This window comes from Janthinobacterium sp. B9-8, from assembly GCF_000969645.2.
In the GTDB taxonomy this organism is placed as follows: domain Bacteria; phylum Pseudomonadota; class Gammaproteobacteria; order Burkholderiales; family Chitinibacteraceae; genus Iodobacter.
The window spans coordinates 2,002,258-2,016,528 of sequence record NZ_CP014222.1 but is presented as its reverse complement, the minus strand read 5'-3'; the positions used below and the strand labels follow the sequence as shown (position 1 = coordinate 2,016,528).

Annotated in this window: 11 protein-coding genes and 1 tRNA gene; 6 read left to right on the top strand and 6 right to left on the bottom strand. The window is 48.9% G+C overall.

Annotated elements, in window-relative coordinates; translation table 11 throughout:
• Positions 1-12: 12 nt before the first annotated feature.
• Positions 13-318: a hypothetical protein gene (locus VN23_RS08935; RefSeq protein WP_046352741.1), complete on the bottom strand. Its 306-nt coding sequence runs from the start codon at positions 316-318 to the stop codon at positions 13-15.
• 128 nt (positions 319-446) lie between these two features.
• Positions 447-797, bottom strand: a complete 351-nt coding sequence (locus VN23_RS08930; protein ID WP_046352742.1) for a hypothetical protein — start codon at positions 795-797, stop codon at positions 447-449.
• 212 nt (positions 798-1,009) lie between these two features.
• On the opposite strand from VN23_RS08930, the gene VN23_RS08925 reads away from it, so the two are divergent.
• The 4 genes from VN23_RS08925 to VN23_RS08910 all read left to right on the top strand — a co-directional run bounded on the left by VN23_RS08925 (position 1,010) and on the right by VN23_RS08910 (position 10,157).
• Positions 1,010-8,827: a PLxRFG domain-containing protein gene (locus tag VN23_RS08925; RefSeq protein ID WP_046352743.1), complete on the top strand. Its 7,818-nt coding sequence runs from the start codon at positions 1,010-1,012 to the stop codon at positions 8,825-8,827.
• Positions 8,828-8,875: 48 nt separating this feature from the next.
• Entirely contained in the window at positions 8,876-9,211 is a 336-nt protein-coding gene (locus tag VN23_RS08920) for a hypothetical protein (protein WP_046352744.1), read from the top strand.
• Positions 9,204-9,860 (top strand): glycoside hydrolase family 19 protein, encoded by a 657-nt coding sequence (locus VN23_RS08915; RefSeq protein ID WP_052746682.1) that lies wholly within the window; start codon positions 9,204-9,206, stop codon positions 9,858-9,860. The genes VN23_RS08920 and VN23_RS08915 overlap by 8 nt, the downstream gene beginning before the upstream one ends.
• Before the next feature lie 111 nt (positions 9,861-9,971).
• Positions 9,972-10,157 (top strand): hypothetical protein, encoded by a 186-nt coding sequence (locus VN23_RS08910; RefSeq protein WP_046352745.1) that lies wholly within the window; start codon positions 9,972-9,974, stop codon positions 10,155-10,157.
• A 7-nt stretch (positions 10,158-10,164) separates the two neighbouring features.
• Here VN23_RS08910 and VN23_RS08905 read toward each other — a convergent pair whose 3' ends face one another.
• The 4 genes from VN23_RS08905 to VN23_RS08890 form a co-directional block, all read right to left on the bottom strand.
• Positions 10,165-10,443 (bottom strand): hypothetical protein, encoded by a 279-nt coding sequence (locus VN23_RS08905; RefSeq protein ID WP_046352746.1) that lies wholly within the window; start codon positions 10,441-10,443, stop codon positions 10,165-10,167.
• Between the two features lie 215 nt (positions 10,444-10,658).
• A tRNA-Ser gene (locus tag VN23_RS08900) sits at positions 10,659-10,749 on the bottom strand.
• A gap of 157 nt (positions 10,750-10,906) precedes the next feature.
• Positions 10,907-11,119 (bottom strand): hypothetical protein, encoded by a 213-nt coding sequence (locus VN23_RS08895; protein ID WP_046352747.1) that lies wholly within the window; start codon positions 11,117-11,119, stop codon positions 10,907-10,909.
• 131 nt (positions 11,120-11,250) lie between these two features.
• Complete coding sequence (locus VN23_RS08890; protein ID WP_046352748.1) at positions 11,251-11,844, bottom strand: hypothetical protein; 594 nt, start codon at positions 11,842-11,844, stop codon at positions 11,251-11,253.
• 387 nt (positions 11,845-12,231) lie between these two features.
• Here VN23_RS08890 and VN23_RS08885 point away from each other — a divergent pair, with 387 nt between their 5' ends.
• Positions 12,232-12,726 (top strand): DUF2165 family protein, encoded by a 495-nt coding sequence (locus VN23_RS08885; RefSeq protein ID WP_046352749.1) that lies wholly within the window; start codon positions 12,232-12,234, stop codon positions 12,724-12,726.
• A gap of 179 nt (positions 12,727-12,905) precedes the next feature.
• Positions 12,906-14,231 carry a hypothetical protein gene (locus tag VN23_RS08880; protein WP_046352750.1) on the top strand — a complete coding sequence of 442 codons (1,326 nt, stop codon included), beginning with the start codon at positions 12,906-12,908 and terminating at the stop codon, positions 14,229-14,231.
• The last annotated feature ends 40 nt before the right edge of the window (positions 14,232-14,271 follow it).

Genomic DNA, 14,271 nt, shown 5'->3' with positions numbered 1-14,271 from the left:
AAACGGGCTTCATTATAAAACATCGCATATGTTTTGTTCGTCGACCAACTGAGTTATATCGCCATCAATTAAATGTGCCGAATAGCTAAGTTCATGCTTCTTAGCTAAAGAAGATAGATTCAATAGAATTGGCAATGTTTTTTCTGCATCAAGCAGCCAAACGTTTCGACATAGTCTTGTTGAGTCTTGATTTGGCAGGGCAATTTCATTAGCTCGAATTTCGAATGACGGCCAACTAGCAGCAGTATTCATTGGCGGATTATTTGCTGAGCCCGGCCTCTCAGGCGGCATATCAACAATAAATAGGAAGTGACTCATTGTAAGTTCCTTTGACTATAAATGGTGATTTTACGACGACTGCACGCAGCGCTTCACCAATATAGGCAGCATAAAATCTTACGTTGAGTTTATTATTTTCTGTCCGATGTGCGGGTTGTTATGTAAGTTTAATTGCAAAGTGCTTTGATTGATTCAACTTCAAGCGCGAGCCGTGGCTTGTTGAATTGCAGTGGACGACTTGATGCGTAGTCATCGCTAATAACTTGCTTCTCGCAGTCAACAGCAATTCCGCTTTTAACGGTTTTCCCTTCGAATTTCGTAGTAAGTTCAGCCACTCGCCAGATACCCACAATGTTGGGCTGTTCTGGTACGGCCAAGGAAAAATGAACGCCTTGAACGATACCTAAGTCGAGCCAGTGCACTGGAGAAGTTGGCTGTTGAAATACCTGCTTATTTTCATCTGCGTTAGCCAATGAAGATAACGCCACGCAAAGTGATAAAGCAACAAGAACACGCATAAAGCCCCCTTTGTATTATTTCGCACCATTTAAGTTGTTGTTGTGCGTGCGTAATCTTAGCCAAGAATACAAAGAGGACAAAGTAAAAAATTATGCTAATGACAAGCTGTCGTTCACTTGCTACGATTCAGCTAAATTGAAATTCATACGCTTCGCGTTTCTGCGAGGCCAAACCAGCCACCTTCGGGTGGCTTTTTTTATGGGCGCGATCAATGGGTGTATTTAGTTTAGCTCAGGAAAATTACAGGGCGGCGCTAGAAAATACGGCGCACAGTCTGGATACACAGGACGCACCGAGCCCTGCGCCCGCTGCTAGTAGGACAAGTGGCAAGCTGGTTGCCAGTGACGTAAGTACCCGCTTTGACCGGGAGTTTGACGCTGCTGCTGAGAAATACGCGCCTTATGCAGGGGTGGAGCCTGCGGTCATGAGCCATATGCTTAAACGTATTGTTTCTGTTGAAAGCAATTTTGACCCCGGCATTGTGAACAAGAAGAGCGGGGCGACGGGCGCGGGCCAGATTATGCCTGGCAATTTCTCCGCCATTGGGATTACCAACCCCAAAGATCCTGCCCAAAACATCCAAGGGGCGGCGTATCTATTAACTGAGCGCTTGCGTACCCATAAAGGCGACTGGCTTAAGACCGTAGCGACCTATAACGGCAGCGGTAAGCATGTGCAAGACGGCCAGTGGCAGCCGGAAACGCTGAACTATGTAAACAAGATATTTGGCAAAGGGGCTGATCAGATATTGCTGTCGGGCGGCAGCATTGATGTGGATGGCTCGAAACTCACTAGAGCGGCTCCGCCTTCTCCTCGCGCCTTAGAGCGCAGTAGCGGTTTGGCTGGTGCAACGGATACACAAGAGCGAATTGTTCAGCAAAAAAATGCAGATAAAAGCCTTCTACTTAAAACAGGATTGACCGAATACGACCTTGTTGGACTTCGGGCGAAGGCCAAGCTTGCGGCTATTGATGGGCAAGACCCGGTTAAGTTTATCCAGCAAGAAGGCATGAAGCTGATTGCGGCTAAGAAGAAGGCCGCATTGGAAGCGCAGCCTATTGATCCTGTGATGGCGGGCTTAGATTTCGTCTCTCGCATTGCGACTGGCCCCAATAAGATGATTAACAATGTGGGTTATGCCATTGCTGACCAGCTTGGGGCGGATAAGGTCGCAGATTACTTTAAGGGTAATGCCGAAGCCATGGAGTCGCTTAACGCGGTGTCGGATCAGTCGCAATTTATAAGTAATTCTGTAGGGCGTGATATTTACCGCGGCGTTCAATCGACGGCCGAACAGGTGTTGCCTGCGATGGGGTCGGGATTTAATCCCGCAGTAATGGGGGTTTCTGGCGGACTTTCTCAGGGCGGTAGTGCGTACAACGAAGCGCGGGACGCTGGGCTAGGCAAAGGGGATGCGCTGGCAAACGGTATTGTGCAGGGCGGGTTAGAAGGGATCGGCGACACGATTGGTGCAGGCGCGGTTTCTCAAGTGTTTAAAGCCAGTGGCGGAAAAATACTTAGTAAATTAGGCCGTGCCGTTGCAATTGAGCCGACCCAAGAAATGATTACGCAGACAGGGCAATCAGCCATGGATCAGCATTACGGCACAAATGGCCGTGTTGCTGGTGATTGGAATGAGTACGCTGATAGATTGCCTGCTGATTTGCAAAGCGCTGCGATTGGCGGCTTGGTTGGCGCTGCGTCATTTGGTGGCGCTGGGGCGGCGATTAATCTGCACGCACAACACAAGGCTCGCCGTGACGCGGCATTAACCGAAACGATAGATCCACAAACCGGCATTACCCAGCCATTGAGCGCTGAGCAGATTCGTGTAGCTACAGAAAGTGGCGCGGCGATGCAGTCGCTGGAAATGCCGCCTGATACGTCACCATATAGTGACGAGCAAGCGCTCACTCAAAACGTACCCGCTACTTTGCAAGCAGGGTTGCAGGGGCTCGGTCCTGAATATATTCCCGCTGACGCGCCGATCAATGAGCGTGGACGTGAACCAATTTCACCGATGCCCGTATGGGAAGCAAGCGCCGATGGGCGCGTGTATACCGGCAACGAGCAATCAGCAGGTGCGATTGAAGATAAAAGCCAAACCCTTTACGCCGATGAAGCGGGCAATGTAGCAGACAATCCGCAGGCCCTTGATAAGTGGGCCTCGCTCTTACGTGCTGAGGCTGCTCATACCCAGCGGCGAGACGGTGCTTTGGCTGTCATGGGGAAAATCTCCGAGAAGTTGGGCGGCAACGCAGAAAGCAACGCGACTTATCAGCGCGCTAAAAACGCATGGATGGAGTCAAGTGGCACACTGGAAGAGATTGCCGCAATCAAACAAAGAAAGGCAGAGCAACAAGCCGCGCCTGTTGCGCCAACACAATCGCCTGAGCAAGGCCCAATCGCCACGCCTTCTCCTGAGGAGTTGCAGCCAACAGCAGCGCCAGAGGCCTTGCAGCCTACGTTACCCCCTGAATCTGCCCAGCCATTTGGCGGCATGGATCATGTTGCACAAGCAGTGCAAGAAATGGACATTACCCCTGCCGAAGCCGCTCACGTTGATCTGGCCGCCAAGGCGAGCCGCGTTAATCCAGAATTGGTACAGCAGATTTTACGTGACCCCTACATTCATCAGGCCGATGAAGCGGCTGCATTTACGGAGATTTTAGATGGAAGACAACCCGATCAGTCCAGTTATCGGCGAACGCTCGAAGAGGCCCAAGCCCCTGCCGAAATCTCAACCCCAGCCGGAGCGGGAATCGACAGTGTCGCGCTGGACGGCGGACTTGTTGAACGGGGCGGAGAGGGTAATGTCGCCCTCACAAATGGAGAGCAAGTCGGTAACGATAGCCGTGAAGGGGTAGGTAACGAGATCACCTCTGAGCGAATTCCTCCGCCCGTCCTGTTAGATCGTAATGCGGTGGCGGCAGCCGCTAAAGACTCGCACCGGCATACTTCGCACACCCCAGAGCGCCGAGCGCAGCAAGAAATGGATGGTTACGTTCAGGATTTGCAGGGAGTATGGGACAAGGTTGAGCCCATTTATCGCAAGGTTAATGAAGAGGCGCGCACAAGAATCGCTGATGAATACGCTGATTTAGTGAACGGCTATACCGCCAAATACAACGCTCGCCTCCATGCGCGTGGCAACACTGCAAGCACAATGATTACAGGAGGATCTAACTTTAATGTGCCTCGCAATAATAAACGACTAGAAACTGAGCAACGACGTGTTGATGAGGCGCGGGAGTTTTTGAGTAAGGGGTTAAAGCGCCTACTGAAAGCTGCACAGGGGCCAATTGATCATTCGCCATCAAGCGCATTAGCTCAGGCCCAGACGAATCTTGAACAGCGCGAGCGTCTGCAAACAAAGATGAAAGAGCAAAATGCGCTTGCTCGAAAGGAAGGTCGTGAATCCCCCTACGAGTCTTATGAATTAACGAATAATAACGCTCAGATTAAGCGATTAAAAAGCCGCGTAGCAGAGCTGAGCGCAAAGTCAGAGGCTGCGCAAGTACAGTCCGAAAACGGCACGCAAGAGCAGGTCGCTGGTGATATTCGTATTGTGAACGACGAACAAGCTCAGAGGGTTCAGTTGTTCTTTGATGGTAAGCCAGAAGTAACTACCCGCGAAATGCTCAAGTCGCACGGCTTTAAATGGGCGCCAAGTATAGGCGCATGGCAGCGCCAAAATACTGACAATGGGTTATATGCTGCTCAGTTGGCGGTAAAAAAAATTACGGGGGAATCAATTCAATTCAACAACGGGCCATCCACCCATTACTCAATGAGCGAGGAGGCGCAAGGCTCTGGGAAAGATAGGATGATGCGCGCGGCTAAGCAGGATGAGGAGGTAAGTACAAATATTGAAATGCCGCTGCATCTCTCCGCGTTGAATTCACAGCAACGGCAACAGAGCCAGAGCTCAGAGTTTAAGTCTTGGTTTGGTGATTGGCAGACATCACCCAAAGACGCGTCAAAGGTTGTTAATGAGCACGGCGAGCCACTTGTGGTTTTTCATGGCGCCAATGCTAGTGAAAAAGGGAAGGCATTTAGCGTTTTTGATATGGCAAAGTCATCATATGGAAAGTTTGGTGGGGGAGGGTATTTTACATCGTCCCCATTAGAGGCGGATTACTATTCGAACAAAGGAAAGGGGAATTCTCCATCCGTATATCCCGTATTCCTAGACATTAAAAATCCATTGGATATGGATGCCAAGGCCGACCCTGTAAAATGGGAATCACAATTCGAAGGAATTTCAAAGCATCACGAAGGCGGTGTTACAAACGAAAGCTGGTTTAAATCCGCAGAAAAGAGTTTGTCTGAAAATTATTTATTAAAAGAAGAAGGCGTAAGCGTTGTAATTGAAAATTTAAGCGATATGGGATATGACGGCATTTCATTTATGGGAAATGACGGAAGAAATAAAAACAAAGTATTCGTCGTCTTTAGTCCGAACCAAGTCAAATCTGCAATTGGTAACAATGGCACATTTAGCCAATTTAACCCTGATATTCGCTACTCCAAGAGCGAGCGGTTGAGCCGGTCTAGCCCCGAAGCGCTGACCTCCGCGCTAAATACTGCCCTTGGTACCGACACCACAAACAAGCTGATCGACTCTGGCCGCCTGCAATTTGGCGAGGTAGAGGATGGCGCTCAAGCCAAATATGACGGCGAGACTATCACCCTAGACTCTTCTAAAGTTGGCAAAGACAACGCGCTGGCCGTATTGCTGCATGAGGTTTCCCACGCTTCCGACGCGAATGGTGGCGTATTTGGGCAGTATTACGAAGCGATGCAAAAGACGCTGAGTATTTGGGCCAAGGCCAAGCTGGGCACGCCCATGGGTGACTTTATGGCCGCAGTGGATGAGCGTGTTCTAAATAGCGAAACTACGGGTAATGATGCTTTAAAAGAGCGTTTGGCTTATGCCGTAGAAGAAGCCGCTAGCCTCGGGACGCAAGCGCCGCGTACCGTGCGGGAGTGGCTGCAGTCGGTGGTGAATGCGGTTAAAACGCAGCTGGCTAAGCTGGCGGTGAAGTTTAAATTACCTTTGTCGCCTAATCTGGTCACACCTGATTTGCTGGTTCAGCTGGCTAAGCAAGAGGCGGGGGTATTGGCTGAGCGCGAAGGGCAGGGCCAGTCAACAAAGACACTCTATAGTCGCGCGGCTAATCGCCGTGATACTGCCGCTCAGAATGAGCTGGCCGACCAGATTGCCCGTGATGTAGATCGCCATGCTCAAGAAGCCAGGGGCTGGACCAATACAGCAGGCGACAAGATTGAGGCGATTAAAAACAAGTTCGATACCATGTGGGGATTGGTTAAATCTTACCAAGACCGCTTGCCTGAAATACGTGGTGCTTATGACTTTATGGGCTGGGCCGATGGCCGCCGTACTGCCTTGGCTACTGAGGCGGCGAACAATCACATTAAAGCTTTTCGTGACTTAGCCACGAACGACAGCAGGGCGGCAGATCGCTTATCGGACATTATGACGCAGGCGACGCTTTGGCAGATTCATCCTGAAAGCGAGGTGAACGGGCGTTGGAAGCCGGAGTGGAAGGCCAAACATGCCGAGCTATCCAATGCCTTTAATGCTCTACCGCAAGAAGCAAAAGACATTTACACCGCCACGCAGGAGTATTACGCGCGCCGGAGTGAGGATATCCGCAATGGTTTGATCGAGCGGATTAAACGCTTGGATATGGATGAAGATAAGCGAGCAATTCTATTGAAGGATTTGCAGCAGCGCTTTGACCAAGAGCTAGGGGACGGGCCTTACTTCCCTTTGAACCGTGATGGCAATTACGTCGTAACAGGGCGCAGAACGGTAGACGGCAAGCTGGAAACGGTGCGCTTGCAGTATGAACGCCGTGAGCAAGCAGATGAGGCGCTTAAGCACTTACAGTCACGTGGCTTTACGACGGCGCAGCGGGATATTAGCAATGCACCGGCCAAAGCATCAGAAGCACAAATCTCTGGCTCTGTGGTGGGCAAGCTAGCCGAGGCGATTGAGCTGGGCGTGAGCAACAAAGAGCAGCGCGATGCTTTGCTTGACACGCTAAATCAGACCTTTATTGATGCCCTGCCGAGTGCTTCGGCGCGGAAGCACTTTATGCACCGCAAGGGTACACCTGGCTATAGCTTGGATATGACTCGCGCACTCGCCAAGTCCGCTGTGAGTCTGGCGACGCAAATCAGTAATTTGGAATACAGCGACCAGATCACGGATGCTTTGGATCGTGCAGGTAAAACGGCGGGCTGGCTAAGCCCTGTGGTCGATGAAGTGCGTGCCCGTTACGAGCGAGCGGTTCAATATAAAACCTCAAAAATAGCCGGCATGCTGCAAACCGGAGGCTTTGCCATGACGCTGGCGTTTAATGTCTCTTCTGGTTTAGTGAATATCATGCAGCAATCCTTGACGCTTTCGGAGCTGAGCGGGGAATTTAGCGCGGGTAAAGCCTCTGCCCAGCTGATTCGAGCCAATAAAGAAATTATGGCTTCTGTAATGCGTGATGGCGGCAATCATTTATTTGACTTGAATAAGGCGGGCGGTACATTAAGTAGTAATGAAAAAACGCTGCTTACCACGCTAGAAGCCATGGGCAAAATTGATATCTCTAGCGCAATGGATGCTTATCGCGCAGCCCATACTGCGACCATTCGTGGCAACACAGCAACGGCCAGAGGGTTGGAATTTGTGAGCAATAATATGGGCGTGTTTATGCATACCACGGAAGTGGTGAATAGGCAGGCCACGGCCTTGGCGGCATTCCGCTTGAAGTTGGAGAAAACGGGCGATATTAAGGCGGCAACCCGTTACGCGGCGGAGTCGCTGGATAATACGCAGTTCAATCTAAATATCTCCAATATGCCGCCGATGCTGCAGAACGACAAGGCTCGGGTGGTGTTGATGTATAAGAGCTACGCCGTAAATATGCTGAGCTTCTTAGGGCACAACCTTTCTGCCTTGGTTGATCCAAAGAAGCTAGGTGATCGCGAACGCGCCAAACGCATCATGGGAACGATGGTTGTCGCGCAGACCTTGGCGGCAGGATTGACGAGCTTGCCGATGCTGCCGCTGGCTGCCGGAGTAGGTGCAGCTGTCGGTAAAAGTGCGGTTCAGTTTGCCGGTGGTAATAAAACACTAGGCATGGCGCTAGGTGCTGGGTTTGCCGCAACCGCGATGCAGGCCTTCTTGTCAGGCTTTGGTCGTGATGAAGACGAGCCATGGGACTGGAAAGTAGAGTGGCGTAAATGGCTGGTTGACCACGCAGGGCAGGACGTGGGCAAAGCGCTGGATCGGGGCGTACTGTCTTTGCTAGGAGTTGATATTGCCGACCGGATTAGTATGAATGACTTGGTCTTCCGGGAAGCCAAGACCATGGGCTTTAACGATGCGCCTGAAAATTGGGCTGATGCACAGGCCTTATCTTTACTTGGGCCGGTGTATGGCTCGGCAAGGCGGGTCGTGCAGGGTACGGGGAAAATGGCAGAGGGTAATGTCGTTGATGGCGCTCAGTCCGCACTGCCGACGGCTTTGGCCAATGTAATGAAGGCCACGCGCATGGTCGTTAATGGTGGCGTGGTTAATCCTAAAACCGGCGTAACGGTGGTTGAAACCAATTGGGGCGAAGACGCGGCGCAGTTGCTAGGGCTGAATCCTTCCGTGGTTAGAGAGTACCGAGCCAGAGAGTCGGCACAACGAGAGCGTGTTAAGCAGTTGGGCGCCAGAAAAAGCGAACTAAAAAGCGCGGCCATTGAGACGCTGGAAGCGGCTAATGCTGCCGATGGCGATCAGCAAGAGACTGCACAGCTTCGATATGAAAAAGCCATTGAGAATATTGCTGCATTCAACGAGAGGAATCCCGACGAGGCGATTACGGGGCAGCAGATAAGAGGGGCCACAAAGAGCCGCCAGCACCAAATCAGGGATGATGAAAATCTACCCTCCACCAAACGGGAGGCGCTGGATGACCAAAGAGAGCAAGAGTTAAACGAGTATTACCAGACGCAGTAATCACCCACAACCGCCTAGGGCGGTTTTTTTACGCCCATAGGAGGGCTTATGCCAGACCGTATATTGGTTACAGATATTGCCGCACCAGCCACCGGCGCAGCCTTCGGGGTTGTGATGCTTTACTCCCGTCTAGGTGCTCGTCCGCCGTGGCAGAAATTTATCCTGCTGCTATCCGCCTTTGTGGGGGCAACCTTTACTGGCTGGGCCGCCGCTGAGTTTTGGAGTTTGAGCCCTGCCTTTTCGGGGGCTATTTCTTGGTTGGCGGGGAATGTGGCGCTCACTGTTTCAGAAACGGCAGTGGCTATTTTGGGGGATGTGCCTTGGATTCAGCGCCAGCTTGCCGCCTTGATTCCTGGCAAAAGCAAGGATGAAGACAATGCCTGATCTGATTACTGCCGCGCAGCTCTGCGCCATCATGCCAAACCTAAGCCGCGCCAAAGCGGCTATTTTTTCGCCATTACTTTCCAAGGCTTGCGTTGAATTCAGGCTGAAGCAGCCTGAAGTGCTGGCCATGTTTTTGGCACAGGTGGCGCATGAATCCAATCAACTCGCCAGTTTGGTTGAAAATTTGAACTACAGCGCGGAAGGTTTGCGCAACACATGGGAAAAGCGCTTTAACACGCCAGAGCTGGCAGAGCGCTACGCCCGTAAACCGCAAGAGATTGCCAATTACGTTTACGGCAAGCGCATGGGGAATACGGGCCCAAATGATGGCTGGATGTATCGCGGGGCGGGTTTGATTCAGCTCACTGGCAAAGACAATTACGCCGCAATGGAGCGCTGGCTGAACCTGCCCTTGGTGCAAAAGCCGGAGCTATTGCAGACGGCAGAAGTGGCCACCCGTAGCGCGGCGGCGTTTTTCGCCAATATGGCGACGTATCACGGGCGAACTGCCGTGCAGTGGGCCTTGCTCTGTGATCTAGCCAGCTGCACCCGTGCGATTAATGGCGGGCTGACTGGGCTGGGCGAGCGATCCAAGTTTTACCGCCGCGCTCGGCTAGCTTTGGGCCTTGGTCCAGCTGGTGATGCATAGCTATCGGGGCTTATCCACACAATCGGTGGATATGCAGGGTATTCCATCCAAGCAATTCAATAGCCACAAGGGCGCTCGTCGAGTGCTCATTTTTTACTCAAGGAGCATCAAATGAACTTACTTACTCAACTACCTGATTTGCTTCAAGCCGCGTCGTCTGTTGTGGGTGTCGCCTCGGTGATTGCCGCGCTAGTGCCTAGCCCGAAAGTGCGGGGCGCATTAAGCAAGGCCCGTGCTGTGTTGGATTTTCTGGCGTTTAACTTTGGGAATGCGAAAAACGCCAAGACAATCAATTAGACGCCAATTAGGCGGGGCGGTCTTTCTTTCGCTCCGCATATTGTTTAAGAGGACGCGCAGCGCAACCACGGCAAGAAATAAATTTAAGCTCGTAGCCATGACGCCGCCGCATCTTGCGAATTTCACGCAGACGTTTAAGAAATGAAGTAGGGCGCTCGGTGACTGGCGCATGGCCTAGGCAATCGCCAGAACGGTAAATCAATAGAATCGGGGATTGGTCGAACGGATCACGGCCCAGCGTTACAGCGAAGGTGTGTCCATTGGCGGGGTTCGAGAAGTAGAGCATAGACGCTTCCTAAATGAAAAGAGCTTAGGAGGCTGGCCGCGTTGTGGCGACTCAATTAAGTTGCGATGCGTTGGCCCAGAAGTGTGGAAAGTGCTGGAAAGAAATGAAGGGTGAGATCTCAAAGTTATCCCTGAGTTATCCCCGAAAAAAAAGACCGCCTCATTTGAGGTCGGTCTTTTTTTAAGAAGCCTTGATAAATCAAGGCTTTGTATTGGTGGCGGAGAGAGGGGGATTCGAACCCCCGATAGGCTATTAACCTATACACGCTTTCCAGGCGTGCGACTTAAGCCACTCATCCATCTCTCCGCGAGAAGAGGCCGAATAATAATCAAGTTAGCTGAGGTGCGCAAGCCCTTTTTGCGATTATTTTTCATTTTCTTTACAGGTTTTCTACTAATGCGCGCGAGTTTACTTAATAAAAATGGATATTTATGATTAATATCAAACAATTAGCAATCATTTTCTAATTAAAACAAAACCAAAGAATCTGAAAGATATTTATCTGCTTGAATACACGATCCGTAATTAAATTGGCATGTTTCACGCCAAGCAATCTAACAAGCGGCTCTTCTGCTGGCTGTTGAATGGTGGCTTGATGATGAGTCGGTTGCTTTGCTGCAACATTGCTTACTAAGAGGCTGGTAGCGAGCAAAAATAATAGGCGTAAGTGGCTCATGGAGCCTTCCGAATGCTAAACAGGTGATTAATTCACAATTATCACACTTTTCTTGTTTGGTTTAAAATCAATAAGAAATTTTGTGGTAAGTAAATGTGGGGTGGAATTAATAACAGATCAATAAAGGGGAGTTATTCAGCTGAAGTTTTCTTAAAAAAGGCGGGGTTTATTTTTGATCGGTCAAACGTCGAGACGCCTTTTTTAGCAGCAACAGTGGCTTTTTTTGCCATGATTGGTCGCTTAACGAAGAACATATAGTAACCGTGAACATATTCTGTTAGCAGTTCTGAATTGGGGTTGTGGCTATACCAACGATCTTGAACTGGGTTGTATTGGCATCGAGTTAGGTAATCTACATTTGCAGCTGGTCGCCCAAAAAAGCCATCTTGGCATAAGCGGGCAAAATGGACTTCTCGTCCTTCTTCTCCCCCCATAAAATTATTCCCAATCATGAATACGCACATATACCATGCCCCAGTATCCATACTTTGAGCCATGGGCTGAAAGGTGTGATCGAAAACTATAGCGGGGAGAACGTGCTGAAGCCTTGTAAATACAGCAGCACAGGGGGCCGCTGGATTTGCTGCCGCGAGTGCTGCTAAATCGTTACAAAGTGGATTGCCTGGAGGGAGAGCCAAGCCGGTTGCCCAGTTAAAGCAGTTACCATGATGAAGGCCATATAAAGCAACTGTTGAAGTATCCCCCACATTTTCTAATACCAACATCGCTTAAGCGCTCCTAGGTGTACATAACAAGCCTAGTGACTATCAATATAATTACAAGTGTTAAATTATTCTCGACATTTCGATGAAATATTTTGCGAGATAAGGCTAAAGTTTTTTCTGTGTTTTGAGGTTTTGGCCTTACGTGAATAGGCTGGCCTTGCTGTCGATAGTCCCCACACACAAAACCAGCCATCTTCGGCTGGCTTTTTTATGGGCGCGATCGATGGGGGTGTTTACTTTAACGGAGCCTCTCAGGCTCGTTATCGTATTCTTTTTCTTTCTGATTTATTACAAAATATTTCTGCAGTCTATGTTTTTATCTTTGCAAAATGTAGACTGAAGGTACTTGTTTGAAACACTTTTTCCAGCCTGATTCCCGAGGATTCAATGTATACCAGACTCTCAAAAGTTGCCCTTGTTTGGGCCGTTGCTTTTTTTGTTTCTTTAGTGGCGCTTAATAATTTAATGGATTATCAGTCTAATTATCGATTTGTAAATCATGTTTTAAAAATGGATACAACGTTTCCTGATAATAGCGTGATGTGGCGATCTATTGAATCGCCTGTTGTACATCGTACTGCATATCATTTTTTGATTTTTATTGAATGGGCAGTGGCTATTTTATGTTGGGCAGGGGGCTTTCGTTTGCTGATGGCAATTAAAGATATTGCTGCTTTTAATAAGGCGAAGGGGCCTGCTATTGCAGGGCTGACCCTTGGAATTATTTTGTGGTTCCTTGGGTTTATTGCAATAGGTGGGGAGTGGTTTTTAATGTGGCAATCTGCGATCTGGAATGGGCAACAATCAGCTTTTAGAGTGGTGATGATTATTGCTTTTACACTTTTGTATTTGGTTAAGGTTGATGAGTTGGCGCAAGCCTGAGTGGTGAAGCCGCTTACTATATTGCCGAGTCGCCGAAAATGGGCGCGCTGAGTGGCATTTTATGCAAATTTTCAGAGATTTTGACAAAAAGCAGTAGTAAAGCATAACGTCATATACTTACAAAACATTATTTGAGATAATTCAAGCCTTACTCAAAATTTTCTCGATAAGCGGTTAATATGAAAAATATTTCTTATAGTGCAATGGCCCTTGCTATTTCTGCGGCGTTTGTCTTAGCCGCTTGTGGCGGCAGTGGTGATGATGCACCTGGCGCAGCAACAACATCTGATGTGACGGTCGATCCAGCTAAAGAAACATTAGGCCAATGTATTGCTTCATTGTCTTTGCCTGCTGATTTAAAAGTGACCGATAGCGCTGAAGGCGATTTGGCTGTTTTTACTTGGGATGGCCGTAAGAAAATTGACTGGTCAGGCACAGAGAAGTTTGTTGAAGGTTGGACTGGTGGAATTTATAAACATTATTTTGATGCCAACACCAAGGCTGTGACTGTGGATGGTGAATCGGTATTACAAACTCCCAGTGAATATATTATTAACGAAGATTCAACGAATCATGCTGAGGCTACTAAATATCCATTAACTATTTTGGCTATGGATTATTCTTCGCCAGATCGTAAAAAGATGTTGGGCTGGTCTGAAGTAGCAATAGATCAAAATGGCAAAGAGAATTATTGGTTGAAAAAACGTGTTGCTGCGAGTGCGACCAGCGAAATGCTGATCGATGATTTGGTAAAAGATCAGCCTAAAAGCTTTGAACACAATCGCACAGTAAGCGCTGATTGGTTGGGCGGTGCGATCGGGGCAGAAAGCCTTAAATCTGAATATCGATTCTTAGGCCGTGAATCTGTTGCGACTAAATTGGGCACTTTAGTTGCGTGTGTGTCTGAGGAAAAAACAAATGCCAGTTATAAAAATAAAGGGGGAACTGGGCGCACTGTTTGGACTGAAAAACGTTGGCATATTCCTAAGCTGGGTTATGTAAAACGAGAAACGTTAGATCAGGATTTTAATGATGCAGGTAAGTTGGTGCTGGAACAAAAGCGCACTTTTGATATCGTTGGCGCCCGTAAAAATGGTAAGCGCTATGGTAGCTACGATATGTGGACCGGGTTATTAATTGGTCAGCAAAGTAAATCCGTACCTACTCAAACTGCGTGTGATTATAATTTAGCAGGTTCAACTGTAGGTTTTACGTGGCTGTTTAAGCCAGAGGCTAATGGCCAAGGTATTTACCGGGTTTGGGATGGTAGTAAGGTTGCAGATATTGCAGTTAATTATCCTGGAAAAATGGCACTTAATAATTTTAAATTCGAAGCATTTGATAATGCCAGTGGTGTTGGTCTAATGACATGGTCACAAGATCTTAATCTGGATTTGAATACCAAAACCTTATCAGGGACGTATACCCGCACTGAAAAGCGCAGCAAGCCTAGCATGTGTGAAGGTAACTATCCTTACGACATTAAAGCAAGCAAAGTATTTTAATTATCTAAGTGTATGGCTTTTGAATAAACGCGATGTGGCA